This window comes from Rhodococcus sp. NPDC054953 (assembly GCF_053609225.1).
This window is the reverse complement of the sequence record NZ_JBSGXD010000011.1, coordinates 76,648-103,208: the sequence shown is the minus strand read 5'-3', so window position 1 is coordinate 103,208 and position 26,561 is coordinate 76,648. Positions and strand designations below refer to the sequence as shown.

Below are 26,561 nucleotides of genomic sequence, written 5' to 3'. Positions count from 1 at the left end.
GAGTCCTTATGGCCCCGTCGCGGGCCAAAAGGGCTCACGGGCCCGACGAAGGAGGCACCTCCCTTGTTCCCGGCCGAACGACCCCGACGCCTGCGTGGCACCGCCGCGCTGCGTCGACTGGTCGCCGAAACCTCCCTGGAGCCACGGCATCTGGTGCTGCCGATGTTCGTGGCCGACGGTATCGACACGCCGCGGGAGATCTCGTCGATGCCCGGGGTGTACCAGCACACCCTGGACTCGCTGCGCGCCGCGGCGACCGAGGCGGTTGCCGCCGGGGTCGGTGGGCTGATGCTATTCGGGGTGCCGCGGCCCGAGGACAAGGACGCGGAGGGGTCGGGCGCGATTGATCCCGACGGCATCCTCAACCGCGGACTGCGGGCGCTGCGGGACGAGCTCGGTGACGCCACCGTCCTGATGGCGGACACCTGCCTCGACGAGTTCACCTCGCACGGACACTGCGGTGTGCTGACCGCCGACGGCGGAGCTGGCACCGTCGACAACGATGCGACCCTGGCCCGGTACGTGGACATGGCTGTTGCGCAGGCGGAGTCGGGTGCACACCTGCTCGGCCCGAGCGGGATGATGGACGGCCAGGTCGCCGCGATCCGTGAGGGGCTCGACGCCGCCGGGCACCTCGACACCGGCATCCTGGCGTACGCGACGAAGTATGCGTCCGCGTTCTACGGTCCGTTCCGGGAGGCCGTCGGCTCCACCCTCGACGGTGACCGCCGCACCTATCAGCAGGATCCGGCGAACCGCCGCGAGTCCCTGCGTGAGGTGGACCTCGACCTAGAGGAGGGCGCCGACATCGTGATGGTCAAGCCAGCGATGAGCTATCTCGACGTGCTCCGCGAGGTCGCCGACATGTCGACGGTTCCCGTTGCCGCCTACCAGATCTCGGGCGAGTATTCGATGATCACCGCGGCCGCGGAGCGGGGTTGGATCGACCGGGACGCCGCGATCATGGAATCGCTGCTGAGCATCCGGCGGGCCGGTGCCGACATCGTGCTTACCTATTGGGCCAGCGACGTGGCGGGCCGGTTGTGACGGCCCCGGGATCGCCGCAGGGCCCGCCGTCGCAGGGCCCGCCGCCGCCGGGCCCGCCGCCCGGTGCACCGTGGCCGCCCGCCCAGTACGGCCCCCCACCGGTCGGCCCACCCCAGCGGCCGGAGCCGCCGGTGGACGTGGTGACCGCGTTCCAGTTGCTCTGCGCGGTCGCGGCCCTCGGCGTGCTGAACATGATCGCCTCGCTGTGCGCCGTCTACGCCGACCGCGAGACCTACGTCGACCAGTTGCTGCGCGACGTCGCGGCGCAGGATGCGTCGGTGCAGATCGGCCGGGACACCGCGGACTCGCTGATGATCGTCGGGCTCGGACTGACCGGGCTGATCGGACTCGGGATCACCGCGCTGTATCTGCTGTTCGTGTTCAAGATGCGGGCCGGGCGCAACTGGGCCCGCATGCTGGTGACGATGGCGGGCGTGCTGATGGTGTTCATGGCGATCCCCGTCCTGTTCGGGCTCGGCGGGGGCGGTGCGGCCGTGATGATCGCGGGCGGCGCGGGAATCCTGCAGGCGGTGCTCGTGGTCGGGGCGATCGTGCTGATGCACCGCGCGGACTCGAACCGGTACTTCCTGCCCGGTATCGCGCCGCGATGAGCGGGCGGGAGACTCGGCCACAGCAGGTCGCCATCGCGTACTGGCTGTGGCTGGCGTGCGCGGCGCTGCTGGTGCTGTTCGGTCTGCTTGCGTTGACGGCGTCCGGGGACGCGGTGCGGGACCAACTGCTGGCGAACGGCGCGGACCCCGGCGACGTTGATGCGCTGGTCGGGTTGCTGCGCGGATCCGGCGCACTGGCGGGCGCGGTCGGCGTCGCGATCGGATTCCTCGCCGGACCCGTTCGCGCGGGGGATCCGCGGTTCCGGCGGGCGGCCGTCGCCCTGAGCGCGGTGTACACGCTGATCCAGGTGCTGTCGACCGCGGTCGGTGTCGGCCAGGCACCGACGCTGATGACCGCGATCGGCCTCGTCATCGCGTCGATCCTGGTGTACCTGCCGTCCGCGCGTGACTGGTTCGTTCGTGGCTGAGGCCCCCTTCGTCGAGCCAGGGGGGCGGTGGCGCACGGTGGCGCTTGGCCCGCTGCTGTGCCTGATCGTGCTGATCGGCGACCTGTTCATCGGGGCAGGGGTGCACGTCGCGGGGCTCAGCCTGTTCGCGGTCCTGCTCGCCGCCCTGGTGTGGGTGCAGGTCAAGGCGGCCCGCACCCACGCGAGCGTCGAGGTCACCCCCACCACGCTGCGGTGTGGCACCGAGACCCTCGCCCTCGCCGACATCGCCGAGGTGCTACCCGATGCGGACCCGTACGCCGACGACCTGCAGCCGTGGGAGACGGCGCCGCCGCTCGGCGAGCTGTCGGGGGTACCGCGACGCCGGACCGGGATCGGGTTGCGGCTCACGGACGACCGGCTGGTGCGGGCGTGGGCGCGGGACGGCGAGGGGCTGCGGTCGGTACTGGAGGCGGCGGTGCCGCACGAGGGGAGCGAAGGATGACCGGTCGGGTCCGGGCCGTCGCGGCGGGGTCGGCCGCGGTGGTCGCGGCGGTCGTCGCGGTGCTGTGCTGGCTGCGCGGGGTGACGTCGTCGACGTTCGGCCCGGTCGTCGACGGCGCGCCGGAGTTCACGTCGACGCACTACTCCGGGCCGTGGATCGGCGGCGCGACCGTTGCGGTGATCGTCGCCGGGTTGGCGCTGCTCGACCTGTGGCGGCAGCGCGGCTAGCCACCCTGGCGGAAAATACCCAAGGGGGGTATGCTATGGGCATGAACGGATACACGCCCGAGAAGGAAGCCCTGCTCAAGCGGCTGCGCCGCATCGAGGGTCAGGTCGCGGGCATCTCGCGGATGGTCGACGACGACCGCTACTGCATCGACATCCTCACCCAGGTGTCCGCGGTGACCAGTGCGCTGCAGTCGGTCTCGCTCAAGCTGCTTGACGAGCACCTCTCGCACTGCGTTGTCGAGGCCGCGAAGCGGGGCGGACCGGAGGCCGACGCCAAGGTCAAGGAGGCGTCCGACGCCATCGCCCGCCTCGTCAAGTCATAGGAAGGGAACCGTCGTGCAGAGCGCCTACACCGTCACCGGCATGATCTGCCAGCACTGCGTCGCGTCGGTCACCGAGGAGGTCTCGGAGATCGCGGGCGTGACCGCCGTCACCGTCGATCTGGACAGCGGTCGCGTCGACGTCACCAGCGAGACCCCGCTCGACCGGGCAGCCGTCGCCGCGGCCGTCGAAGAGGCGGGATACGAGCTGGCGCCGTGAGCGCCGACCTCCGGGAGGACGGTGTCGACCTCGACATCGGCGGGATGACCTGCGCGTCCTGTGCCAATCGCATCGAGCGCAAGCTCGGCAAGCTCGACGGCGTCACCGCGACGGTGAACTTCGCGACCGAGCGCGCGCACGTCACCCACACCGCCGCCGTGTCGGTCGCCGACCTGGTCGCCGCGGTGGAGGCCGCGGGCTACACCGCCGCGGCGGTCCCCGACCGGCCGGAACCGACCCCCGCGCCCTCCGACTCCCTCGGTGTCCGTCTCGCCGGGTCAGCGACCGCCGCGGTGCCGGTCGTTGCGCTGTCGATGGTCCCCGCGCTGCAGTTCGACTACTGGCAGTGGGTGTGTCTCGCGCTCACCACGCTCATCGTCTTCTGGGGCGGCTACCCGTTCCACCGTGCGGCGCTGACCAACGCTCGGCACCGCGCAGCCACAATGGACTCCCTCGTCTCGCTCGGCACCCTCGCCGCCTACGCTTGGTCGGTGTGGGCCCTGGTGTTCGGCACCGCGGGCCACGTCGGGATGACCCACGAGTTCACCTTCCGGCTCGGCGCGCACGACCCCGCCGGCCAGATTTACCTCGAGACCGCGGCCGCGGTGACGGTGTTCCTGCTCGCCGGACGGTACGCCGAGGCGAAGGCCAAACGGAGGGCGGGCGCCGCGCTGCGGTCGCTGCTCGATGTCGGCGCCAAGGACGTCGCGGTCCTCGCGGGCGGGGTGGACACCCACGGCGCCGCCGAAACGCGAATCCCGGTGCAGCAGCTGCGGGTCGGCGACCTGTTCGTGGTGCGGCCCGGCGAGCGGATCGCCACCGACGGGGTCGTGGTCCGCGGCAGCGCCGCCGTGGACGCGTCGACGATCACGGGCGAGTCGGTGCCGGTCGATGTCGGCCGGGGCGACGCGGTGATCGGCGGCACCGTCGACACCGACGGTCTGCTGGTGGTGCGGGCCGAGAAGGTCGGCGCGGACACGCAACTCGCGCACATCGCGACGCTCGTCACCGAGGCGCAGAACGGCAAGGCCGCCGTCGCGCGGCTGGCCGACCGCGTCTCGTCGGTATTCGTTCCGGCCGTGCTGGTGCTCGCGGCCGTGACCCTGGCCGGCTGGCTGGTGACCGGACACGGCGCGACGGAGGCGTTCACCGCCGCCGTCGCCGTGCTCATCGTTGCGTGCCCGTGCGCGCTCGGGCTGGCAACGCCCACCGCACTTCTCGTCGGAACCGGCCGTGGCGCGCAGCTCGGCATCCTCATCCGCGGCCCCGAGGTGCTTGAGCAGACCCGCCGCATCGATACCATCGTGCTCGACAAGACCGGCACCGTCACCACCGGCGTCATGGCGGTCGGGCGGGTGCTTGCCGCGGACGGGGTCGACCCCGGCCTGGTGTCGGCGCGTGCGGCGGCCGTCGAATCCGCGTCCGAGCATCCGGTGGCGCGGGCGATCGCCGGACCGCACGCGGGCCCGGTGACGGACTTCGCGAACCGGCCCGGACGCGGTGTCGTCGGCACCGTCGACGGAGTCCGGGTCGCGGTCGGCACGCCGGAGCACCCGGTGCCGCCGGAGCTGGCCGGGGCGTTTGGGTCGGGGGACACCACGGTCGCGGTGATATGGGGCGGCGCGGTCCGCGGCGCGATCACCGTTGTCGACGCGGTGAAGCCGACCAGTGCCGAGGCGGTCGCGCGGATGCGGGCGCTCGGGATGACGCCGGTCCTGCTCACCGGCGACGATGCGGCGGTGGCGCGTCGGGTCGCGGCCGAGGTGGGCATCGACGAGGTCGTCGCCGGGGTGCTGCCGGACGAGAAGGCCGCCGTCGTTGCGCGGCTGCAGGCCGAGGGGCGGGCCGTCGCGATGGTCGGGGACGGTGTCAACGACGCCGCCGCGTTGGCGACCGCCGACGTCGGGCTGGCGATGGGCACCGGCACCGATGCCGCCATCGAGGCCGCGGACCTCACCCTGGTGCGCGGCGACCTGCTTGCGGTGCCGCAGGCCATCCGGCTGTCCCGTGCGACGCTGAACACCATCCGGGGCAACCTGTTCTGGGCGTTCGCCTACAACGTCGCCGCCCTGCCGCTCGCCGCGTTCGGCCTGCTCAACCCGATGATCGCCGGTGCAGCGATGGCGGCCTCGTCGGTGTTCGTGGTGACCAACAGCCTCCGCCTGCGCGGCTTCGCCGCCCGTGCGTGATTTTTACCCCGATCGGGGTAAAAATCACGCACAGTCACGGAGTGAATTTGCCTTTGCGAAGGATTACTTGAACACTGTTCAAGTGTGGGCGTGACAAGCGATGATGTGCGGACGGTGCGGGTGCTGATCGTCGGGGCCGGGTTCGCCGGGCTCGGGATGGCCGCCGTGTTGGACCGCGCTGGCGACCGGGACTTCCTGGTCCTGGAACAGGGTGCTGGCGTCGGGGGCACCTGGCGGGACAACACCTACCCGGGATGCGCCTGCGACATCCCGTCCGTGCAGTACTCCTATTCCTTTGCGCCCGGGGACGGTTGGACCACGGCGCGGGCGGCGCAACCGGAGATCCTCGGCTATCTCCGCGGCGTCGCCGCCGGATTTCGCGACCGCATCTCGTTCGGCGCGCGGGTCGCGGAGGGGCACTGGGACGAGGCGGGGGCATGCTGGCGCGTCACCACCGACGGCGGACGCCGCTACACCGCTCGGTATCTCGTCGTTGCGACCGGGGCGCTCACTGTCCCTCGGCTGCCCCGCATCCCGGGCGCGGAGACGTTCGCCGGGTCGGCATTCCACACCGCGGCCTGGGATCATGCGGTCACCCTCGACGGCAAGCGGGTCGCGGTGATCGGCACCGGCGCCTCCGCCGTCCAGGTGGTCCCCGAGATCGCGGCACGGGCCGCCGAACTGCACCTCTATCAGCGCACCCCGGCCTGGATCCTTCCGGCGCGAGGCGCGCAGCCGCCCCGCCTGCGCAGGCTCGCGCGGACCGCCGAGTACTGGCGGGCCGAGGCCCGCGTTCCCGCATTCGCCGGACCGGGCCCGGTGGCGTCGGCGCTGCACCAGCGGGCGCTGCGGCACCTGCGCCGCCAGGTGCCTGACCCCGCGCTGCGAGAGATGCTCACCCCGCAGTATCGCATCGGATGCAAACGGATCCTGCACTCCGACAGCTACTTCCCCGCGCTGACCGGGCCCGGCGTCGAGGTCGTCACGGCGCCGATCGACCGCATCGTCCCGGACGGCGTCGTGACCGCGGACGGCACCCGACGGGCCGCGGAGGTCCTGGTGTACGCCACCGGATTCCGGGTCGCTGGCGCGCTGGGGCGGCTACCGCTCGTCGGCAGGGACGGCGTCACCCTGCAGCAGCGATGGCAGGATCGGGGTGTTCGCGCGCACCTCGGGATCGCCGTCGCTGGCCTACCCAACCTGTTCCTGCTGTCCGGGCCGAACACCGGACTCGGGCACAACTCGGTGCTGTTCATGATCGAGTCCCAGATCCGATACGTGCAGGACGCGATGGTCGCGGTCGAACGGGCAGGCGCCGCCGCACTCGAGGTCCGGGAGCGGGTGCAGGACGCCTCGCACGACGACGTGCAGCGCAGGCTGTCGGGGGCGGTGTGGAGCACCGGCGGCTGCGCCAGCTGGTACCTCGATGGACGCGGCGTCAACCATGCGCTGTGGCCGGGCGCCTCCTGGCGGTACCGATGGCGCACCCGCCGGGTGTCCCTCGCCGACTACCACCTGACCCACCTCCGGCCGCGTTGAATGGGGGTTCATGTGTCAGTTCCGGGCGGCGGATGACGCATGAACCCCCATTCAACGGTCGTGGGGGGCGGTACGGTGAGAGCGGTCTGTCACCGCTGGGAGGTCCGGGCGTGCAGAGGTCGAGGGTCGGCGTGGTCGCCGCGGTGTGCGCGGCGGTGGTCGCCTGCTCCCCGCCCGAGGCGCCGAATCCGATTTCGCCGCGGTCGCCGACCTCGGTCCCGCCGCCCGCCGTCGAGGTGTCGACGCTGCTGGGCGACCTCGACCACCCGTGGGACCTGGCGGTGGCCCCGGACGGCGCCGTCCTGACCGGCGAGCGGTCCGGGCGGTTCGTGGTGCGGCGGCCCGACGGCAGCACCGGTGAGCTGGCGGCGGACCTCGCCGACCTGCACGTGCTGCGGGAGACCGGGCTGATGGGTCTGACGTTGTCCCGCGACTTCCCCGACGACCGCACCGTCTACACCTGCCAGGGGCATCGCGGTGCGGACCGGCGAGACGTGCGGGTGGTGTCCTGGACCGTCGACCCGAGCTGGACCACGCTGACCCGCGGCGCCGACGTGCTCACCGGGCTCCCGATGTCCGACGACGGCAGGCACAGCGGCTGCCGGCTGCTGCTGCACCCGGACGGGGCCCTGTACGTCGGCACCGGCGACAGTAAGTCCGCAACGGTGCCGCAGGATCCGACATCGTTGGGCGGGAAGGTGTTACGCATCAACCTCGACGGTTCGCCAGCGGCGGGGAACCCCGACCCGGTCAGTCCGGTGTACACGTTGGGGCACCGCAACGTGCAGGGCCTGGCGCTGCAGCCCGGGACGGGTCGGGTGTATTCGATCGAGCAGGGCACCCACCTGGACGACGAGGTGAACCTGCTGCGCCCGGGCGGGAACTACGGGTGGCGGCCGGACCGGTCCGGGTCCGGCTACGACGAGGACGTGCCGATGACCGACCCGGAGCGGGTGCCGGGAGCGCTTGCCGCGGTGTGGAGTTCGGGCTACCCGACCATCGCGACCCCGGGCGGGACCTTTCTCGACGGCCCGGCCTGGGGCGACTGGTCCGGGGCACTCGTGGTCACCAGTCAACAGGGCGAGAAGCTGGTGCTGCTGCGACTGTCCGAGGACGGTCGCACCGTCACCGACGAAACCGCCCTGCTGGACGGGCAGTTCGGCAGGCTGCGGTCGGCGCTCCTCGCACCGGACGGCGCGCTGCTGGTCACCACCGACAACGGCTCCGACGACCGGATTCTGCGCATCACGCCCGCCACCTGATCGCCCGTTGAATGGGGGTTCATGTGTCACTTCCGTGCGGCGGGTGACGCATGAACCCCCATTCAATGCCGGGGGAGGGCGGGCAGCAGCGACACCTCCTGCGCCTTGACCGCGAACCACACCGCGCGCCCCGGCGCGAGGTCGAGGTCGGCGACCGCGGCGGGGGTGACGTCCGCGGCGAGCCCGATGCTGCCGTCGGGGTGGTCGGCGGCGCGGACCCGGACCGTGGACCCATGCACGTCCAGTTCCGCGATCGTGACCGCGAAGACGTTGCGGGGGCTGGCGTGTGGGGGCTCGGTGTGCACGGCCACCGCGGACGGCGGGAACAGCGCGACCGCGGCCACACCGGCGCCGGGCGGCTGCGCATTCTCGGCTGCCCCGGACACCGTGACACCCCACGACGTCACCAGATGGTCCGCGTCGCGCATCGTGCCCCCGACCAGGTTCACCCCGGCGATCCGGGCCGCGAACGGGCTGCGCGGCGCGGTGAGAACCGCACGGACCGTTCCGGTTTCGACCACCCGGCCGGATTCGACGACGAGTACCCGGTCGGCGAGGGCGAGCGCGTCGAGCAGGTCGTGGGTGACGACCACCGCGGTCCGGTGCTGCTCCCGCAGAATCCGGCGCAGCAGCCGGCGCAGGACGGGCGCGACGGCCACGTCCAGGGCGGCCATCGGCTCGTCGAGCAGCAGCAGCGTCGGATCGGCGGCCAGCGCCCGCGCCAGCGCGATCCGCTGCGCCTGCCCGCCCGACAGCTGCGACGGGCGGCGGTCCGCGAGGTCGAGGGCGTCCACCTCCCGCAGCCAGTGGGTGGCGACTTCCCGCGCCGCGTGCCGGGACATTCCGCGGCTGCGCGGCGCGAACGCGACGTTCGCCGCGGCCGTCAGGTGTGGGAACAGCAGGGCCTGCTGGGACAGCAACGCGACACCTCGGTCGTGCGGGGGCACGAACACCCCGGCCGCGGTGTCGGTGAGGGTCCGGTCGCCGAGCGTGACGGTGCCGGTGTCCGGGTGCAGCAGACCCGCGACGAGGCCGAGCAGGGTGGACTTGCCCGCGCCGTTCGGGCCGAGGACCGCCAGCACCTCGCCGTCGGCGAGCGCGACGTCGAACTCGGTGTCGCGCCGCGTCAGCCGGGCCCGGACCCGGAGCGCACTCACCCGAACCCCGACGACCGGTTGCGATGCGTCAACAACACGATCACGGCGGCGGCGACGATCAGGAGCAGCGACAGCGCGACCGCGGCCTGCGGGTCGGTCTCGCGCTGCAGGTAGATCTCCAACGGCAGGGTCCGGGTGACGCCCTGCAGCGACCCAGCGAAGGTGATCGTCGCCCCGAACTCACCCAGCGCCCGCGCGAACGCGAGGACGGCGCCCGACGCGAGCCCCGGCAACACCAGCGGCAGCGTCACCCGGCGCAGCACCGTCGTCGGACGGGCGCCGAGCGTCGCGGCCACCTCCTCGTACCGGCGTCCCGCGACCCGCAGCGCGCCCTCGAGGCTGACCACCAGGAACGGGAGGGAGACGAACGTTTGCGCGAGCACGACGGCGGTGGTGGAGAACGCAATTCGGATGCCGAGCGCATCGAGGTGCCCGCCAAGCAGCCCGGCGCGACCGAACGTGTACAGCAGGGCGATGCCGCCGACGACCGGGGGCAGCACCAGCGGCAGCAGTACCAGTGACCGCAGCGCGGCCCGGCCGCGGAACCGGCCCCGCGCCAGCACCAGTGCCAGCGGGACGCCGAACAGCACGCACACGACGGTACTCACGCTCGCGGTCTTCAGGCTGAGCAGCAACGCGACCCTGGCCGATTCGGAGGTGACAAGGGACAGGAAGCTACCCCAGTCGATCTCGAGGAGCACCGCGACCAACGGCAGGGTCAGGAACACGGTGGCGACGGCGGCGGGCAGGTACGCCCAGCCGGGCAGGCCGATGCGTACCCGCCCGTCCGGGTCGTGCGCCGCCCCGAGCCTCACGGTGCGTCGAATCCCGCCCCGGACAGCACTTCCCGGCCCTCGGGGCCGGTCACCAGGGAAACGAACGCGGCCGCCGCCGCGGGGTTGCCGGACGTCGACACCGCCGCGATCGGGTAGGTGTTCACCGCTCCAGCCGATTCCGGGAACGGCACCTCGGTCACCCGGTCCCCGGCACCGGCGGCGTCCGTGCGGTACACCAGGCCGGCGTCGGCCTGACCCGAGAGCACCTTGCCGAGCACGTCGGTCACCGACGACTCCTCGCTGACCGGGGTCAGGGTGATTCCGCCTGCCTGCTCGACCTTGTCGGTCGCGGCGCCGCACGGCACCTGAGGCGCGCACACCACGACCTGAAGGTCGGGATCGGCGAGATCCGCGAACGAGGTGATCCGCGCGGGGTTTCCGGGTGGGGTGACGATGGTCAGGGTGTTGCTGGCGAAGTCGGTGGGCGTGCCGGCGACCAGGTTCCCGGCCCGGGTCATGTTGGTGGTGTCGGCGGAGGCGAACACGTCGGCGGGCGCACCCTGCCGGATCTGGGCGACCAGGTCCGACGACCCGGCGAAGTTGAACCGCACTGACGTCCCCGGATGCGCCGACTCGAACATCGCACCGAGTTCGGTGAACGTCGACGTCAGGGACGCCGCCGCGAAGACGGTGAGGTCGCCGCGCACCGCCCCGTCGGTGGCCGGTGCCGCCTCGTCCGCCGTCGACGTCGAGCACCCGGCGGCAAGGGCGACGGTGGCCGCGGCCGCCGCCAGGGCCGTCGGGGCGCGGCGGTGGTGGCTCACGAGGTTCCCTCCGGGGTTTCGACGATGACGGTGGTGGCCTTGACCATCGCGACCGCGATCGAGCCGGGTTCGAGCCCGAGGCTGCGGACCGACGCGCTGCTCATCAGCGAGACGACCGTGAATGGGCCGCACTGCATCTGCACCTCGGCCATCACCGTGTCGGTGGTGACCTTGGTGACCAGGCCGACGAATCGGTTACGGGCCGAGCTGCCGGATCCGAGGGGGTCGGGCGGGGGAGTGGCGTGGTCGACCGCGAACTCGGCGAGCACCTTCCCGTCGACGACCTTGCGTCCCGAGTCGTCCTTCGATGCGGGCAGCGCGCCGCTGTCGATCCACCGCCGGACGGTGTCGTCGCTGACGCCGAGCAGGCCCGCGGCCTCCCGGATGCGGATCGTCGTCATGGCCCCTCCCGATTCTGATCCGCAGATGCGGATCGGAGTCGATGATAGACCGGTGAATGCGGAAGGGCTCAGTAGACGTCCCGGAGGTATCGCTTCTCGGCCGCGAGCGCCCTGACATACGCATCCGCGCTGCGCGGCGCCAGCCTGCCGTGCTGCGCGACGATCCCGCACAGCGCCTCGTCGACGTCCTTCGCCATCCGCTGCGCATCGCCGCACACGTAGAGGTGGGCGCCGCGGCCGAGCCACGTCCAGATCTCGGCGCCGCGCGCACGCATCCGGTCCTGGACGTAGACCTTCTCCTCCTGGTCCCGGGAGAACGCCGCATCGAACTCGGTGAGCACCCCCTCCGCGCGGAGCTCCTCGACCTCGTCGCGGTAGTAGAAGTCGGTCGCGGCGTGCTGTTCGCCGAAGAACAGCCAGTTCGGACCGGTGTGCCCGAGCGCCCGCCGCTCCCGCAAGAAGGCGCGGAACGGGGCGATGCCGGTGCCGGGGCCGATCATGATCATCGGCGCGTCCGGTTCGGCGGGCGGCCGGAAGTGACGTGACTTCTGCACGAAAATGCCGACCTTCTCCCCCTCGGCGTGGTCGGCGAGGTAGGTCGAGCACACCCCGCGGCGCGGGGTGCCGTGCACGTCGTACCGCACCGCGGAGACGGTCAACTGCACCTCCCCGGCATTCTCCCTGGGGCTCGACGAGATCGAATAGAGTCGTGGCTGAAGCGGTTTGAGAATCGTGAGCCACTCCTCGGCGGTAGCGCGGACCGGAACCCGCGCGAGCAGGTCGAGCGACTGCCGACCCCACGACCAGTCGTCGAGTTCGGCCCGGTTCTCCGGCCGGAGCAGCGCGGCGAGCTCCTCGTCCCCGGTGCGGCCGTGCACGAACCGCAGCAGGTCGCCGGTGATGCGGGTGATGTCGAGGCGTTCGGTGAGCGCGGTCCGCAGCGGCATTGTGCCGTGCTCGCCGATCTCGACCGTCGCGGCACCGTCCAGCCCGGTCGCGTCGAGCCACTCCTCGACGACGCGGACGCTGTTGCGGGGCCACACCCCGAGCGCGTCGCCCGCCTCGTACTCGAGGGTGCCGTCGGGGAGATGGAACCCGAACTGCCGCACATCCTTTGCCGATCCGGGCAGGGACAGCGTCACGTTGCGGGTGAGGGTGGTCATCAACGGAGTCATCCGGCCGTACTCGGGCGCCGCGGCGACAGGTGCGGCGGGTGGCGCCGACGGGGTCACCCCGCTGGCGTCGTCCGGTGCGGTGCGCAACGACTCGGTGACGGCGGCAAGCCAGGCCGCGGCGGAACCCTCGTAGTCGGGTTCGCAGTCGACCCGGTCGACGATGCGGGTGCCGCCCAGCTCGCCGAGCCGGGCATCGAGTTTGCGACCGTGGCCGCAGAAGTCGTCGTAGTTCGAATCCCCGAACGCGAGCACCGCGAACCGGGTGTCCGCGAGCCGCGGCGCGTCGTCCGCGGACAGCGCGTCCCACAGGCGGGACCCGTTGTCCGGTGCGTCGCCGTCGCCGTACGTGCTGGTGATCAGCAGCACGTCCCTGGTGTCCGCGAGTTCGGCGGCCGCGAAGTCGTCCATGCCGTGCACCGCCGCGGGCACCCCGACCGCCGCGAGCGACGACGCGCACGCGGCGGCGAACTCCTCCGCATTCCCGGTCTGCGACGCCCACAGCACCACAACCGGCGACCGTCCTGCCGTGATGTCGGCGGGGAGAGTGGCCGCGGATCCACCGGGAAGCGTTATGCGGGAAAACAACCCGGCAAGGATGCCGTCCACCCAGGCGCGGGTGGGCGGATCGAACGGCGCGCCGTCCGGCAGCGCAGGAACGTCCCGATCGGTGCCGCCCGGGTCGGTGCGCAGCGCGGCGACCATCCCCGCGAGATAGCGGCGCTGCACCGGACCGAGGTCGGCCGCGGGTTCGGCCGCGACACCGAGCAGGTCGGCGAGGGTGTCGAGTCGGGTCACGCCTGCCCCTCCGGTCGTCGGATGTGCTGGTGCCGAGGCCGGGGTCCGATCGGCGCCGTCCGTGGTCGCCGCATGGTCGGCTGCCGCGGCCACCCTGGTCAGGGTGACCGCGCACGCCTTGAACTCGGGCTGCTGCGAGACCGGGTCGATCGCGTCGTTCGTGACGGCGTTGATCGCCAGGTACTCCCCGAACAGGTCGTTCCAGTGGAACGGCGCGAAGCAGTTCCCCGGCCGCACCCGGTCGCTGACCACGGCGGGGAGCACCGCGCGACCGCGGCGGGACGCCACCTCGACCCGGTCGCCGTCCGTCACTCCGAGCCCCCGCGCATCGTCGGGATGGACCTCAACGAACGGTCCGGGTGCCAGCCTATTCAGCTTTGCGACCCGTCCGGTCTTGGTCATCGTGTGCCACTGGTGCGCCACCCGGCCGGTGTTGAGCAGGATCGGGTAGTCGTCGTCGGGCAGCTCGGCTGGCGGCAGGTGTGGCCGGGGGAAGAAGGCGGCCCGCCCGGACGGGGTCGGAAAGGCCAGTCGCGGCACGGTGCCGTCCGGGCGGACCAGAAGGTCTTGGCTCACACCGTCGTTGCGGTAGCGGATGGGGTGCCGGTCGGTGTCGACGCCGGGCGGGCACGGCCACTGCACCGGCGTGCGCCGCAGCCGCTGGTAGCTGATGCCCCGCAGGTCGTAGCCGGTCCGGGGATTCGCGAAGCGCGTGATCTCCTCGAACACCTCCTCCGCCGACGAGTAGGTGAATGCCTCCGAATACCCCATTTCGCAGGCGATCCGGGCGATGATCTGCCAGTCCGGGAGGGCCTGCCCGACCGGATCGAGTGCCTGCCGGAACAGCGTGAGGGTGCGTTCGGAGTTGACCATCACCCCGTCGGACTCGGTCCACAGCGCGGCGGGCAGCAGGACGTCGGCGTAGTCGTTGGTCTCGGTGTCGAGGTACGCGTCCTGGGTGATCACCAGCTCCGCCCGTTCCAGTCCTGCCAGCACCGTCTTCCGGTTGGCAACGGTGGCAACGGGGTTCGTGCACATGATCCAGCAGGCCTTGATGTCGCCGTCCGCCATCCGGGTGAACATGTCGATGGTGCCGCCGCCAACGTCGGCGCGCAGTGACCCGCGGGGAATGCCCCACGCGTCCTCGACGAAGGCCCGATCGTCCGCGGACGTCACCGACCGCTGGCCGGGCAGACCCGGGCCCATGTACCCCATCTCGCGGCCGCCCATCGCATTCGGTTGACCGGTCAGCGAGAACGGACCGCTGCCGGTGCGGCAGATCGCGCCGGTCGCCAGGTGCAGATTGCAGATCGCGTTGGTGTTCCACGTGCCGTGGGTGCTCTGGTTGAGACCCATTGTCCAGCAGCTCATCCAGTCGGCGGCCTCGCCGATCCACCGTGCCGCGGTGCGGATGTCGTCCTCGGGGATGCCGGTGACCTCGCCGACCCGGTCCGGGGTGTAGTCGGCGAGGAAGTCGGGCATCGCGTCCCATCCCTCGGTGAACTCGGCGATGAACCCGGGGTCGGTGTGCCCGCTGCTGGTGATCAGGTGCAGCAGACCGTTGAGGAGGGTGAGGTCGGTGCCCGGCGCGATCTGCAGAAACAGGTCCGCCTTGTCGGCGGTCGCGGTGCGGCGCGGGTCGACGACGATCAGCTTTGCGCCCGCCTTGACACGCTCCATCATCCGCAGGAACAGGATCGGGTGGCAGTCGGCCATGTTGGAGCCGATCACGAAGAACACGTCCGCGTGGTCGAAGTCCTGATACGAGCCCGGTGGGCCGTCGGCGCCGAGTGACTGCTTGTACCCGGTGCCCGCGCTCGCCATGCACAGCCTCGAGTTGGACTCGATGCGGGTGGTGCCGATGAATCCCTTGGCCAGCTTGTTCGCCAGGTACTGGGCCTCGAGCGACTGCTGCCCCGAGACGTACAGGGCGACGGCGTCCGGGCCGTGCTCGTCGACGATCGCCCGCAGCCGCGTCGCCGTCTCGGTGATGACGGCGTCCACGCCGGCTGGCGTGATCGAGGATCCGCGGTCGGGCCGGAGGTAGGCCGACTCCATCCGGCCGGGCCCGGCGAGCAGGTCGCTGGTCGTCGCACCCTTCGTGCACAGCCTGCCCGCGTTCGTCGGATGCGCAGCGTCGCCGGACGACCTCGCGGCGCGGCGCCTCCCGGTCTCCGGGTCGGTGGTGACGTCCAGAATCAGCCCGCAGCCGACCCCGCAGTACGCGCAGAGGGTCTCGACCCTGTCGATGTCGCCGGATGTGCCCACCTGGTGACCTCCCGTCGTTGCCGGTCCGGACGACGTGAAGTCTCGACGGCGGATGTTTCGACGCCCGGCCGCAGATATTTCGGGCAGGTGAATCGTTCATCACCGCCGCCGCGCCGGTGCGGTGCGCGCGCCGCCGGGTCGCGGTGGAGGTCAGTCCCGTGTCGGCGGCACCAGCTGGATGCGCCGCAGCGGGATCGGCGTCTCGAGGGCGATCGCCGTCGCCGACCGCAGCACGTGCCGTCCGTCGACGATCTCGTCGATCACCCGCTGCAGGTCCGCGTGCGTGCGCGCCACCACCCGGACCAGCAGGTCGCCCGCGCCGGTGGTGGTGTGCGCCTCGAGCACCTCCGGGATCGCGGCCAGGTGCTCGATCACCGGCGCGTGCCCCCGGCCCTGCGCGATTTCCAGGGTGGCAAACGCCGTCACCGGGAAGCCGAGCGCGGCGGCGTCCAGGGTGGGGGAGCGGCCGACGATCACGCCGTCCCGTTCGAGCCGGTCGAGCCGGGCCTGCACGGTGCCGCGGGCGACGCCGAGCCGCCGCGACGCCTCCAGCACCCCGACCCGCGGCTCGTCGTGCAGCAGCCGCAGCAGGGCGGCGTCGAGACGGTCGATCGACATCGCGGCCTCCTGGTCATCTTGCCCGGTAAAACGGCGACACCACTCAGCATTCTGTACAGGCTGTGCAGCGTCAACGGCGGCCGTTGCGCAGGGCTGGCGCCGGGGTGACCGTGGGGGATGACCTCCGCACGACTCACCAGCCACGAACGGGCAGCGCACCTGCGGGCCGGGCAACTGCGACGCCTGGTCGGGCTGGTCGACCACGACGACGACGCCGACCCGTTCCCCGTCGTCGGGATGGACGCGGTCGAGTTCGGGTGCGGCAACGCGACCCAGGCGGCGCACTACTTCGGCTCGGCGTGGGGCATGGACCTCGTCGCCTACGCGGGCCCGGAGACCGGGCGGCGCGACCACAAGTCGTACGTCCTCGAGTCCGGGTCGGCCCGGTTCGTGCTCAGCGGCGCCGTGGACCCGCGCAGCCCGCTCGCCGACCACCACCGCAGGCACGGCGACGGGGTCGTCGACCTCGCCCTCGAGGTCGTCGACGTGGACCGCTGCATCGCGCACGCCCGCGGCAGGGGTGCGGTCGTCCTCGACGAGCCGCACGATGTCACCGACGGCGACGGCACGGTCCGGGTCGCCGCGCTCGCGACGTACGGAAGCACCCGGCACACCCTCGTCGACCGGTCCGGATACCGCGGGCCGTATCTCCCCGGATTCGAGTCCCGCACCTCGACCGTCGTGCGCAGGCCGGGAGCCCCCGACCATGTCTTCGTCGCGCTCGACCACGCCGTCGGCAACGTCGAGATGGGCCGGATGGATCACTGGGTGCGCTTCTACAACGAGGTCATGGGGTTCACGAACATGGCCGAGTTCGTCGGCGACGACATCGCCACCGAGTACTCGGCGTTGATGAGCAAGGTGGTCGCGAACGGTAACCACCGCGTCAAGTTCCCGCTCAATGAGCCCGCGGTCGGGCGCAGGCGGTCGCAGATCGACGAGTACCTCGACTTCTACGGCGAACCCGGCTGCCAGCACCTAGCGCTGGCCACCGACGACATCCTCGCCAGCGTGGACGCATTGCTGGCCGAGGGGGTCGAATTCCTCGCCACCCCCGACGCCTACTACGACGATCCGCTGCTGCGGGCCCGGATCGGCCGCGTCCGGGTCCCCGTCGAGCAGCTGAAGGCCCGCGGGATCCTCGTCGACCGCGACGAGGACGGCTACCTGCTGCAGATCTTCACCCGGCCCCTCGGTGACCGGCCGACGGTGTTCTTCGAACTGATCGAGCGGCACGGCTCCCTCGGCTTCGGCAAGGGCAACTTCAAGGCCCTGTTCGAATCGATCGAACGCGAGCAGGCGGCGCGCGGGAACCTGTGAGGTCACCGTCCGATCTCGTTGCGCTGGCGAACGGCGCGCGAGTGGTGTTTCATCGGTGAACTATGAGCCACGTCACCCACGCCGCCCGCATCGCCACCATCGCCGCCGGAGTCGTCGCCGCAGCGGCCTCGTCGGTCGTGATCGCGACCGCTGCGCCAGCGGCGCCGGGCTCGGAACGGTTCACCCCGCTCGCCGACGGTTCGCACACCGAATTCCTCGTCAACCCGGTCGTCACCCAGGACGACCTGCTGTACACGGACAAGGACATCACCACGATGCCGGGGGTGCGCGCCCACAGCATCGACGGCCGCAGCTACTCCTTCTACCGGGTGGTCGACGGTGTCCGGATCGGGATGGCCCGGATCAGCGAGTTCTGCCTGCCCACCGGTGCCTGCCACGGCATCATCGTCGACGCCCCCAAGCTGCCCTGACCGCTCCGCCCGGTCGGGAGTGAGCCCGGTCTCCTACACCCTGTCGTTGTCAAAATCTCGGCAGCTGGGACACTGGAGGCCGTGACTGCCACCCCCGGCGCAGCAGCGCCCGACTACGCCCGGTCCGCCCAGCTCTTCGACCGGGCCTCCGCGGTCATCCCCGGCGGGGTGAACTCACCGGTCCGGGCCTTCGGATCGGTCGGCGGCACCCCCCGCTTCATCGCGTCCGCGTCGGGCTGCACCCTCACCGACGTCGACGGCAACGACTACGTCGACCTGGTCTGCTCGTGGGGTCCGATGATCCTCGGGCACGCGCACCCCGCCGTCGTCGATGCGGTGCAACGGGCGGCGACGACCGGACTCTCGTTCGGCGCACCGACCGAGGCGGAGGTCGAACTCGCCGAGCTGATCGTCGACCGGATCGCCCCCCTCGAGCAGGTCCGGCTGGTCAACTCCGGCACCGAGGCCACGATGAGCGCGGTCCGGCTCGCCCGCGGATTCACCGGGCGCGGCAAGGTCGTCAAGTTCGCGGGCTGCTACCACGGGCACGTCGACGCGCTGCTCGCCGAGGCGGGTTCCGGGCTCGCCACCTTCGGGCTGCCGACCTCGCCCGGCGTCACCGGCGCCCAGTCGTCGGACACCCTGGTGCTGCCGTACAACGACCTCGACGCGGTGACCCGCGCCTTCGCCGCGCACCCCGGCGAGATCGCGTGCGTCATCACCGAGGCGGCGGCGGGCAACATGGGCACCGTTCCGCCGGTGCCCGGCTTCAACGAGGGCCTGCGCAGGCTGTGCACCGAGCACGGCGCGCTGCTGATCATGGACGAGGTGATGACCGGATTCCGGGCCAGCCGCACCGGCTGGCACGGCATCGACGGCGTCGCTGGCGACCTGACCACCTTCGGCAAGGTGATGAGCGGCGGCCTGCCCGCGGCCGCGTTCGGTGGGCGCGCCGACGTGATGGGCCATCTCGCGCCGGCAGGCCCGGTCTACCAGGCGGGCACCCTGTCCGGGAACCCGGTCGCCGTCGCCGCCGGCATCGCGAGCCTGAAAGCCGCAGATCAGGCCGTGTACGACGCGCTGGACCGCAATGCGGCGACCCTCGGCGCCCTGATCGGTGACGCACTCCACGCGGAAGGGGTGCGGCACCAGGTGCAATTTGCAGGCACCATGGTGAGCGTGTTCTTCGCCGACCGACCCGTGACCGACTACGCGGCGGCGAAGGCCAGCGAGACGTGGCGGTACCCCGCGTTCTTCCACGCACTGCTCGACGGCGGCGTGTGCGCACCCCCGAGCGCGTACGAGACGTGGTTCGTCTCCGCCGCGCTCGACGACGATGCCTTTGACCGGATCGCGGCGGCACTACCCGCCGCGGCAGCGGCGGCCGCCGCCGCCACACCCGGCGCCTGAGCCTGCCCCGCCCGACCCAGACCACCCGCCCGATCCGAGCTCCCGGAGCAGCCCACCGTGACCAGTCCGCAGCAGACGCCGTCCGCAGCACCCGCCGAGTCCCGCACGATCGTGCACGTGCTGCGGCACGGCGAGGTGCACAACCCGAAGGGCATCCTCTACGGGCGGCTGCCCGGCTACCGGCTCTCGGTGGCGGGGCAGGCCCAGGCGCGGACGGTCGCCTCGGTGCTGTCCGGGCACGACATCACGCACGTCGTCGCGTCCCCGCTGCAGCGCGCACAGGAGACGGCGACGCCGATCGCCGACGCGCACGGCCTGACGCTGGCCACCGACGACAACCTGATCGAGGCGGCGAACGACTTCGAGGGCCTGAAGGTCTCGGTCGGCGACGGCGCGCTGCGGCGGCCCCGGCACTGGTGGAAGCTGCGCGACCCGTTCACCCCGTCGTGGGGTGAGCCGTACCTGCAGATCGCGCACCGGATGCTGGCGGCGGTCAACGCGGCCCGGGTCGCCGCGGTCGGGCACGAGGCGGTGTGCGTGAGCCATCAGCTTCCGGTGTGGACGCTGCGCCGCTTCCTGCAGGGTGAGCGGCTCTGGCACGACCCCCGGCACCGGCAGTGCGCGCTGGCCTCGCTGACGTCGCTGGTGTACGAGGGCGACACCCTCGTCGACATCGTCTACTCCGAGCCGGCGGGCGCCTCCGATCCGACGGTGACCGGGGCATGAGGGTGGTGTCGCCGCTCGTGCGTGGTCGGCGTGCCGCTCGCCTCCGGGTCCTCGTCGCGCTGCTGCTTGCGCTGGTCGTCGGGTCGACCGCGAGCGCCTGCGCCACCGGCGACGACGCGGTCGCGACCGGCGGCACCTTCGACTTCGTCTCGCCGGGCGGGCAGACGTCGATCTTCTACGACCCGCCCGCCGACCGCGGCACCATCGGCAATCTCACCGGCGAGAACCTGATGGAGGAGGGGCAGACCCTCTCGCTGTCCGACTTCGACGGCCAGGTCGTCGTTGTGAACCTGTGGGGCCAGTGGTGCGGCCCGTGCCGCGGTGAGGTGGACGACCTCGAGACGGTGTACGAGAACACCCGCGACCAGGGGGTCGCGTTCCTCGGCATCAACGTCAAGGACTATCAGCGGGACAAGGCGCAGGACTTCGTCACCAACAACAAGGTGGGCTTCCCGTCGATCTACGACCCGTCGATGCGCAGCCTCACCGCGCTCGGCGGCAACTTCCCGACCAGCGTCATCCCGTCCACCCTCGTCCTTGACCGCCAGCACCGGGTCGCCGCGGTGTTCCTGACCGCGCTGCTCGTCGACGACCTGCAGCCGGTGGTCGAGCGGATCGCGGCGGAACAGTGACCACCGCAACCCTCGCGCAGGGCATCAGCGTCAGCGCCCAGGGCATCGGCGCCACCTTCCAGGACACCGCGGCCACCGGTCCGCTGCTGCTGGCGCTGCTCGTGTGCGTGCTCGCCGGACTGGTGTCCTTCGCGTCGCCGTGCGTCGTCCCGCTGGTTCCCGGCTACCTGTCCTACCTGGCCGGGGTCGTCGGCTCGGACGCGCCCCCGGTGACGGTGCAGCAGGCCAGCGTTCGCACCGAGACGAAGTCGGCGCGGCTGCGGGTCGCGGGGGCCGCCGCCCTGTTCGTCGCCGGGTTCACCGTGGTGTTCGTGCTGGCGACGATGACGGTGTTCGGCGCGATGTCCGCGCTGTCCGTCAACCGGGAACTGTTCCAGCGGATCGGCGGCGTGGTCACGATCGCGATGGGCCTGGTGTTCATCGGCCTGGTCCCCGCGCTGCAGCGCGACGTCCGGTTCGAGCCGCGCCGGATCTCCGGCCTGCTCGGGGCGCCGCTGCTCGGCGGGGTGTTCGCGCTCGGCTGGACGCCGTGCCTCGGACCGACCCTGACCGGGGTGCTCACCGTCGCCGCTGGCACCGAGGGCGCCACCGCCGCGCGCGGGCTGGCGTTGATGGTCGCGTACTGCATCGGCCTCGGGCTGCCGTTCGTGCTGCTGGCGTTCGGGTCGGCGCGCGCGCTGCGCGGGGTCGGCTGGTTGCGCCGCAATGCGCGGACCATCCAGATCTTCGGGGGCGTGATGTTGGTTGCGGTCGGTGTCGCGCTGGTGACCGGCGCGTGGGACCTGTTCGTTGGGTGGGTCCGGGACGCGTTCGTGTCGGAAGTGACGTTGCCGATCTGATGGCGGCGGAGGAGAAGGAGTACGCAGTGACGGACCCGAACGGGAGCGCGGTTCCCCGGCAATCCGCCGTGGGACGGCTGGTCGCCCCGGTTCGCAACACGTGGCGCGGCCTCACGTCGATGCGCACCGCGCTGGTGCTGCTGTTTCTGCTCGCGGTCGCGGCCATCCCCGGCGCGCTGCTGCCGCAGCGCAGCCTCAACGCGGGCAAGGTCGACGAGTACATCGCGAACCGTCCGACCCTCGGGCCGTGGATGGACAAGCTGGAACTGTTCGACGTCTTCGGCAGCTTCTGGTTCACCGCGATCTACGTGCTGCTGTTCGTCTCGCTGATCGGGTGCATCATCCCGCGCTGCTGGGATCACTACAAGGCGCTGCGCACCAAGCCGGTCGCCGCCCCGCGCAGGCTGTCCCGGCTGCCGCACCACACCGAGACGGTCGTCGACGCCACCCCGGAGGAGGTCGCGGCGGGCGCCGTCGCCCGGCTGCGCGGCTGGAAGTCGGTCACCCGCAGCGGTGCCGCGCTGCGGTCCGGTCGGCCCGGGGAGATCACCGTGTCCGCGGAGAAGGGGTACCTGCGGGAGGCGGGCAACCTGGTGTTCCATCTGTCGCTGGTCGGCCTGCTCGCCGCGATCGCGGTCGGCAAGCTGTTCAGCTACGAGGGCAACGTCATCATCGTCGCGAACGGCGGACCCGGCATCTGCACCACCTCGCCCGCGATGTTCGACTCGTTCCGGGCGGGCCTCGAGGAGGACGGCCTCGGCTTGACCCCGCTGTGCGTGCAGGTCAAGGACTTCACCGCCGACTACCTCGACAATGGTCAGGCCGAGATGTTCACCTCGAACATCCGCTACCAGGCGGGCGCCGACCTCGAGTCGAACACCTGGCGGGACGCGCAGCTGCGGGTCAACCATCCGCTGCGCGTCGCCGGTGACCGCGTCTATCTGCAGGGCCACGGCTACGCGCCGACGTTCACGGTGACCTTCCCGAACGGGGAGACCCGCTCCGAGACGCTGCAGTGGCGGCCCGACGACGCGACCACCTTCCTCTCCAGCGGCGCGATGCGGTTCGACCCGCCCGGCGGCATGTACCCGGACGAGACCGAGCGGCGCAAGAACCAGATCGGCATCGAGGGACTGTTCGCGCCGACCGCCTCGTTCCACGGCGAGCTGCTGTCCTCGAGCTTCCCCGCGCTGACCGACCCGGCTGTCGCGATCGACGTCTACAAGGGCGACACCGGCCTGGATACCGGCAACCCGCAGTCGATCTTCTCGCTGAGCAAGGAACTGGTGAACCAGGGCCGGATGACGAAGGAGGCCCGCGTCAACCTGCGGCCCGGGGAGTCGACGACCCTCGCGGACGGCACCGTGGTGCGGTTCGACGGGGCGACGGACTTCGTGAACCTGCAGGTCTCGCACGATCCGGCGCAGAACTGGGTGCTGGTGTTCGCGATCTCGATGATGGGCGGCCTGCTGGTGTCGCTGCTGATCAAGCGGCGTCGGATCTGGGTGCGGGTGTACCCGGCGCCCGTCGACAAGGATGCCGACACCGCGTCGGATACATTGGGCGAGGGTCGACGACGTACCGTAGTAGAAATGGGTGGGCTCGCCCGCACCGATCAGGCCGGCTGGGGCGACGAGTTCGACCGGCTCGCCGACCGGCTGCTGGAGGACCTTCGCACGCCGGACACAGCGGCGTCGACCGACAGGTCGACGCGGAGTCGCGCCTGACGCGCGGGAGAGAGAACCATGCCGATCAACGAGAACCTGTCGCACCTCAGCGACCTGGCCTTCGAGTCCGCGTTCGCGATCTTCGTGCTGGCCTTCGTGCTGCTCATCGCGCAGTACGCGACGACCCGGGCGCGCGCCGTCCAGGAGCGTGAGCTGGTCGCCGCGGGCGGGCTGCCCACCGACGCGCCCGCGACCCCGGGCCGGGTGACAGCGCCGCAGGGCACGCCCCTGTCCGAGCGGCTCGGCAACATGGCGATGGCGGTGCTCGTCGTCGGTGTCGTGCTGCAGTGGGCGTCGATCCTGCTGCGGGGGCTGGCGACGGACCGCTTCCCGCTCGGCAACATGTACGAGTTCGTCAGCATGGCCGTCGCCACCGCGACCGCGGTCGGCGTGATCGCGCTCCGCAAGCAGCAGTACCGGTCGCTGTGGGCGTTCCTGCTGATCCCGGTGCTGATCCTGATGTTCCTTGCCGCGACGGTGCTGTACTCGGACGCCGCCCCGGTGGTCCCCGCGCTGCGCTCGTTCTGGCTGCCGATCCACGTCACGATCGTCAGCATCGGCAGTGGCATCTTCCTCGTCTCCGGCGTCGCCAGCCTGCTGTTCCTGCTCCGCATCCGGCAGCCGCGGGGCGAGGAATCGGCCGGGGTGCTCGGCAAGCTCGCCGCGCGCCTGCCCGACGCCCAGACGCTGGACCGGCTCGCGTACAAGACCACGATCGTCGCGTTCCCGCTGTTCGGCGCTGGCATCATCCTCGGCGCCATCTGGGCCGAGGCGGCCTGGGGCCGGTTCTGGGGCTGGGACCCCAAGGAGACCGTCTCCTTCATCGCCTGGGTGATCTACGCGGCGTACCTGCACGCCCGCGCGACCTCCGGCTGGCGCGATACCCGCGCCGCCTGGATCAACATCGCCGGCTTCGTTGCGATGCTGTTCAACCTGTTCATCATCAACATGGTCGTCTCCGGACTGCACTCCTACGCGGGCCTGACCTGACCGTCGTTCCGGGTGTCCCCGGAACGGGGTCACGAATCGACAGCGAAAAACACTACGGTCACGGAACCGTGGCGGAGTTGTGACCAACTAGGTCCCGGGTGCGGATGCCGGGGACCGCTGACGTAACGGATGATCGACACATGCGCAGGGCGAGGGGGAGGGTTCGGGTCTGGAGCACGATTGCGGTCGCCGTGATCGTGCTCCTGACGATCGGTGTGGTGACGGCTGTCCTGTCCCGGCCGGAAAGCGACGCGCCGACCGTCCTCGCCAGGTACGTCGCTGCGCTCAACGACGGCGACCTCGACGCCGCCGCCGACCTGACGTCCTACCCGAACGCGGCGAACGAGGTGATGGCGCAGGCGTTCGACGCGCTCGCACCCGAATCCGTCACCTTCGAGGTCAACCAGATCATCGACCTCGACGCCGACTCCGGCATGTTCAACGCGGTCGCGAGGTGGGACCTCGGCGATGACCGGGTGTGGACCTACGACGTCGACGGCTGGATCCGGAATCTGTCGGTGGGCTGGCGGGTGTCCTGGAACCCGGACACCTTCATGCCGGGGCTCGGCAACGGCCGCACCGTCCGGCTCGACCGCACCGACGCCGCCCCGCCGACCGTCTTCGACATCACCGGAACACCGATGATGACCGAGCAGACCATCAACTCGATCCGCCTGGACCCGTCCCGCACCCCGGACCCGATCGGCAGCACCGTCGCCCTGGCGAAGGCGATCGAGCCGGTTGCGCCGCTGATCACCGCCGAATCGCTGCAGCAGGAACTCGCCGCGGCGAACGGGCAGCCGATCATCGCGGTCAACCTCAGGGACGGCGACTTCGCGGTCCTTGAGGACCGGCTGCGCGCGGTGCCCGGCGTCGTGGTGGACGGGGAGCCGCGGCTGATCACCCTGGATCGGCGGGTGTCGGGGCCGGTGGTCGACGCGATGCGCGGGGTGTGGCAGGCGAACCGGGACGAGTCGGCGGGCTGGGCCGTGAACTCGGTCGAGCCGAACGGGAACGTCACCCGGCTGGCGGGCCATCAGGGCCCGCCCGGGCCCGACATCCGCTCGACGATCGAGCCGCGGCTGCAGATGGCCGCCGAACACGCCGCGGTCAGCGTCGGCACCCCGGCCGCGATCGTGGCGCTGCAGCCGTCCACCGGCGCGATCCTGGCGGTCGCCCAGAACAACCAGGCCAGCGACCTCGGGTCGATCGCGTTCACCGGCCTCTACCCGTCCGGGTCCACGCTGGACCTGGTCCGGGTCGCGGCCACCGCGCAGAACACCGACATCGAGCACGCGGCGAAGCAGCTGGGGCTCGGCGTGGACTACAAGATCCCCGGGCTGGAGCAGAAGACGGCTTCCTTCGTCGGCAGCGGGCCGAACCTGATGCGCTCGGAGTCCGACCGCACGCCGGACAATCAGGTGGCGGTCAGCCCGTTCGGGATGGCACTGGTCGCGGCGTCGATCGCCCGCGGCGCGCCGACCGTCCCGCTGATCGCGGCGGGCCAACCGGCCAGCACCGACGAGCCGGTCGAGCAGTTGCCCGCCCCGGTCACCGACCAGCTGCGCGCCATCATGCGGGACACCGTGCACCGGGGACCGGCGAACCTGCTGGCCGGCTACGGCGACCTGATCGGCGCGACCGGCGCCGAGGGGGACGACCGCTGGTTCTACGGGTCGCGCGGCGACCTCGCGTTCGCGGTCTTCGTGCAGGACGCGGACGGTGGCGATCTGGCGGTCAAGGTGACCGACCGGATGTTCACGGCGCTGGCCCGGCCCGCCGAGTAGCGCACCGCCCGGTCGACGCCCGGCCGGATCAGTCCTGCGGGTCGCCGTCCGGGGTGTCGCGGGTCCGGCGATGATTCTCCCGATCGACCTGCCACAGGAACTCGGGGTCGTCGTCCGGGCCGACGACCCGGCCCGCAGGCCTCTGCAGGTCCGGTCCGAACCCCTTCCACAACAGCACGGCGAGCGTCACCAGTCCGATGAGCGCCAACAGGTAGATCACGACGCACCTCCTTCCCTTCAGGCTAGTCGCCCCGGCCGGGCCCCGTAACGGGGTGAGGGGGAAACTCTAACAAGTCTCACCGCCCGAAAGGCCCCCCCCCCCCAAGAGTCGAGAACCGAGAAAGCAGAAAAAAAGAAAGGACACCAAGCAGCCGACACA

At 71.5% G+C, this 26,561-nt stretch carries 26 protein-coding genes; 19 read left to right on the top strand and 7 right to left on the bottom strand.

Features of this window, described 5'->3' with window-relative positions:
- Nucleotides 1-63: 63 nt before the first annotated feature.
- The 10 genes from hemB to ACWF62_RS10370 all read left to right on the top strand — a co-directional run bounded on the left by hemB (nt 64) and on the right by ACWF62_RS10370 (nt 8,306).
- On the top strand, nt 64-1,047 hold the full coding sequence (gene hemB / locus ACWF62_RS10415; protein WP_378508257.1) for a porphobilinogen synthase: 984 nt from the start codon (nt 64-66) through the stop codon (nt 1,045-1,047).
- 131 nt (nt 1,048-1,178) lie between these two features.
- Nucleotides 1,179-1,658, top strand: coding sequence for a hypothetical protein (locus ACWF62_RS10410; RefSeq protein WP_378508256.1), 480 nt, complete (start codon nt 1,179-1,181; stop codon nt 1,656-1,658).
- Nucleotides 1,655-2,086, top strand: coding sequence for a hypothetical protein (locus ACWF62_RS10405; RefSeq protein ID WP_378508255.1), 432 nt, complete (start codon nt 1,655-1,657; stop codon nt 2,084-2,086). Before ACWF62_RS10410 ends, ACWF62_RS10405 begins: the two co-directional genes overlap by 4 nt.
- A complete protein-coding gene (locus ACWF62_RS10400) occupies nt 2,079-2,549 on the top strand; it encodes a hypothetical protein (protein WP_378508254.1) in 471 nt (156 codons plus the stop codon). The genes ACWF62_RS10405 and ACWF62_RS10400 overlap by 8 nt, the downstream gene beginning before the upstream one ends.
- Nucleotides 2,546-2,776, top strand: a complete 231-nt coding sequence (locus tag ACWF62_RS10395; RefSeq protein WP_378508253.1) for a hypothetical protein — start codon at nt 2,546-2,548, stop codon at nt 2,774-2,776. Before ACWF62_RS10400 ends, ACWF62_RS10395 begins: the two co-directional genes overlap by 4 nt.
- Nucleotides 2,777-2,817: 41 nt before the next feature.
- A complete protein-coding gene (locus tag ACWF62_RS10390; protein WP_378508252.1) occupies nt 2,818-3,099 on the top strand; it encodes a metal-sensitive transcriptional regulator in 282 nt (93 codons plus the stop codon).
- A gap of 13 nt (nt 3,100-3,112) precedes the next feature.
- Nucleotides 3,113-3,316 (top strand): heavy-metal-associated domain-containing protein, encoded by a 204-nt coding sequence (locus ACWF62_RS10385; RefSeq protein ID WP_452629991.1) that lies wholly within the window; start codon nt 3,113-3,115, stop codon nt 3,314-3,316.
- On the top strand, nt 3,313-5,505 hold the full coding sequence (locus ACWF62_RS10380) for a heavy metal translocating P-type ATPase (RefSeq protein WP_378508250.1): 2,193 nt from the start codon (nt 3,313-3,315) through the stop codon (nt 5,503-5,505). Before ACWF62_RS10385 ends, ACWF62_RS10380 begins: the two co-directional genes overlap by 4 nt.
- A gap of 90 nt (nt 5,506-5,595) precedes the next feature.
- A complete protein-coding gene (locus ACWF62_RS10375; RefSeq protein WP_452629990.1) occupies nt 5,596-7,044 on the top strand; it encodes a flavin-containing monooxygenase in 1,449 nt (482 codons plus the stop codon).
- 110 nt (nt 7,045-7,154) lie between these two features.
- Nucleotides 7,155-8,306 (top strand): PQQ-dependent sugar dehydrogenase, encoded by a 1,152-nt coding sequence (locus ACWF62_RS10370; RefSeq protein WP_452629989.1) that lies wholly within the window; start codon nt 7,155-7,157, stop codon nt 8,304-8,306.
- A 62-nt stretch (nt 8,307-8,368) separates the two neighbouring features.
- Here the strand turns inward: ACWF62_RS10370 and ACWF62_RS10365 are convergent, their stop codons facing one another.
- From ACWF62_RS10365 to ACWF62_RS10340, 6 genes are all read right to left on the bottom strand, one after another.
- The gene (locus ACWF62_RS10365) at nt 8,369-9,463 is read right to left on the bottom strand and encodes a sulfate/molybdate ABC transporter ATP-binding protein (RefSeq protein WP_378508247.1); all 1,095 of its coding nucleotides are present in this window, start codon (nt 9,461-9,463) and stop codon (nt 8,369-8,371) included.
- A complete protein-coding gene (locus tag ACWF62_RS10360; protein WP_452629988.1) occupies nt 9,460-10,278 on the bottom strand; it encodes an ABC transporter permease in 819 nt (272 codons plus the stop codon). The genes ACWF62_RS10365 and ACWF62_RS10360 overlap by 4 nt, the downstream gene beginning before the upstream one ends.
- The gene (gene modA, locus ACWF62_RS10355) at nt 10,275-11,063 is read right to left on the bottom strand and encodes a molybdate ABC transporter substrate-binding protein (protein ID WP_452629987.1); all 789 of its coding nucleotides are present in this window, start codon (nt 11,061-11,063) and stop codon (nt 10,275-10,277) included. The genes ACWF62_RS10360 and modA overlap by 4 nt, the downstream gene beginning before the upstream one ends.
- A complete protein-coding gene (locus ACWF62_RS10350; RefSeq protein ID WP_378508244.1) occupies nt 11,060-11,464 on the bottom strand; it encodes a TOBE domain-containing protein in 405 nt (134 codons plus the stop codon). Before ACWF62_RS10350 ends, modA begins: the two co-directional genes overlap by 4 nt.
- Before the next feature lie 68 nt (nt 11,465-11,532).
- Complete coding sequence (locus ACWF62_RS10345) at nt 11,533-15,702, bottom strand: molybdopterin-dependent oxidoreductase (RefSeq protein WP_452629986.1); 4,170 nt, start codon at nt 15,700-15,702, stop codon at nt 11,533-11,535.
- 150 nt (nt 15,703-15,852) lie between these two features.
- On the bottom strand, nt 15,853-16,320 hold the full coding sequence (locus ACWF62_RS10340) for an Lrp/AsnC family transcriptional regulator (RefSeq protein ID WP_378508242.1): 468 nt from the start codon (nt 16,318-16,320) through the stop codon (nt 15,853-15,855).
- Nucleotides 16,321-16,437: 117 nt separating this feature from the next.
- Between ACWF62_RS10340 and hppD the strand changes: the two genes are divergently transcribed.
- The 9 genes from hppD (at nt 16,438) to ACWF62_RS10295 (ending at nt 26,182) form a co-directional block, all read left to right on the top strand.
- The gene (gene hppD / locus ACWF62_RS10335; RefSeq protein ID WP_378508241.1) at nt 16,438-17,640 is read left to right on the top strand and encodes a 4-hydroxyphenylpyruvate dioxygenase; all 1,203 of its coding nucleotides are present in this window, start codon (nt 16,438-16,440) and stop codon (nt 17,638-17,640) included.
- A 62-nt stretch (nt 17,641-17,702) separates the two neighbouring features.
- A complete protein-coding gene (locus ACWF62_RS10330) occupies nt 17,703-18,071 on the top strand; it encodes a hypothetical protein (RefSeq protein WP_378508240.1) in 369 nt (122 codons plus the stop codon).
- Between the two features lie 81 nt (nt 18,072-18,152).
- Complete coding sequence (gene hemL / locus ACWF62_RS10325; RefSeq protein ID WP_378508239.1) at nt 18,153-19,481, top strand: glutamate-1-semialdehyde 2,1-aminomutase; 1,329 nt, start codon at nt 18,153-18,155, stop codon at nt 19,479-19,481.
- A 57-nt stretch (nt 19,482-19,538) separates the two neighbouring features.
- Complete coding sequence (locus tag ACWF62_RS10320; RefSeq protein WP_378508238.1) at nt 19,539-20,207, top strand: histidine phosphatase family protein; 669 nt, start codon at nt 19,539-19,541, stop codon at nt 20,205-20,207.
- Nucleotides 20,204-20,839, top strand: coding sequence for a TlpA disulfide reductase family protein (locus tag ACWF62_RS10315; protein WP_378508237.1), 636 nt, complete (start codon nt 20,204-20,206; stop codon nt 20,837-20,839). The genes ACWF62_RS10320 and ACWF62_RS10315 overlap by 4 nt, the downstream gene beginning before the upstream one ends.
- Nucleotides 20,836-21,678 (top strand): cytochrome c biogenesis CcdA family protein, encoded by an 843-nt coding sequence (locus ACWF62_RS10310; protein ID WP_378508236.1) that lies wholly within the window; start codon nt 20,836-20,838, stop codon nt 21,676-21,678. Before ACWF62_RS10315 ends, ACWF62_RS10310 begins: the two co-directional genes overlap by 4 nt.
- Nucleotides 21,678-23,405 carry a cytochrome c biogenesis protein ResB gene (gene resB, locus ACWF62_RS10305; protein ID WP_452629984.1) on the top strand — a complete coding sequence of 576 codons (1,728 nt, stop codon included), beginning with the start codon at nt 21,678-21,680 and terminating at the stop codon, nt 23,403-23,405. The genes ACWF62_RS10310 and resB overlap by 1 nt, the downstream gene beginning before the upstream one ends.
- 18 nt (nt 23,406-23,423) lie before the next feature.
- Complete coding sequence (ccsB, locus tag ACWF62_RS10300; protein WP_378508234.1) at nt 23,424-24,395, top strand: c-type cytochrome biogenesis protein CcsB; 972 nt, start codon at nt 23,424-23,426, stop codon at nt 24,393-24,395.
- 140 nt (nt 24,396-24,535) lie between these two features.
- The gene (locus tag ACWF62_RS10295) at nt 24,536-26,182 is read left to right on the top strand and encodes an NTF2-like N-terminal transpeptidase domain-containing protein (RefSeq protein WP_378508233.1); all 1,647 of its coding nucleotides are present in this window, start codon (nt 24,536-24,538) and stop codon (nt 26,180-26,182) included.
- A 28-nt stretch (nt 26,183-26,210) separates the two neighbouring features.
- Here ACWF62_RS10295 and ACWF62_RS10290 read toward each other — a convergent pair whose 3' ends face one another.
- The gene (locus tag ACWF62_RS10290; protein WP_378508232.1) at nt 26,211-26,402 is read right to left on the bottom strand and encodes a hypothetical protein; all 192 of its coding nucleotides are present in this window, start codon (nt 26,400-26,402) and stop codon (nt 26,211-26,213) included.
- Nucleotides 26,403-26,561: the final 159 nt, after the last annotated feature.

Coding starts and splice junctions, on each gene's coding strand:
- ACWF62_RS10405 (WP_378508255.1), top strand. CDS start 1,655: ATGAGCGGGCGGGAGACTCGGCCACAGCAGGTCGCCATCGCGTACTGG.
- ACWF62_RS10395 (WP_378508253.1), top strand. CDS start 2,546: ATGACCGGTCGGGTCCGGGCCGTCGCGGCGGGGTCGGCCGCGGTGGTC.
- ACWF62_RS10390 (WP_378508252.1), top strand. CDS start 2,818: ATGAACGGATACACGCCCGAGAAGGAAGCCCTGCTCAAGCGGCTGCGC.
- ACWF62_RS10350 (WP_378508244.1), bottom strand. CDS start 11,464: ATGACGACGATCCGCATCCGGGAGGCCGCGGGCCTGCTCGGCGTCAGC.
- ACWF62_RS10340 (WP_378508242.1), bottom strand. CDS start 16,320: ATGTCGATCGACCGTCTCGACGCCGCCCTGCTGCGGCTGCTGCACGAC.
- hppD (WP_378508241.1), top strand. CDS start 16,438: ATGACCTCCGCACGACTCACCAGCCACGAACGGGCAGCGCACCTGCGG.
- ACWF62_RS10330 (WP_378508240.1), top strand. CDS start 17,703: ATGAGCCACGTCACCCACGCCGCCCGCATCGCCACCATCGCCGCCGGA.
- ACWF62_RS10315 (WP_378508237.1), top strand. CDS start 20,204: ATGAGGGTGGTGTCGCCGCTCGTGCGTGGTCGGCGTGCCGCTCGCCTC.
- resB (WP_452629984.1), top strand. CDS start 21,678: ATGGCGGCGGAGGAGAAGGAGTACGCAGTGACGGACCCGAACGGGAGC.
- ccsB (WP_378508234.1), top strand. CDS start 23,424: ATGCCGATCAACGAGAACCTGTCGCACCTCAGCGACCTGGCCTTCGAG.
- ACWF62_RS10295 (WP_378508233.1), top strand. CDS start 24,536: ATGCGCAGGGCGAGGGGGAGGGTTCGGGTCTGGAGCACGATTGCGGTC.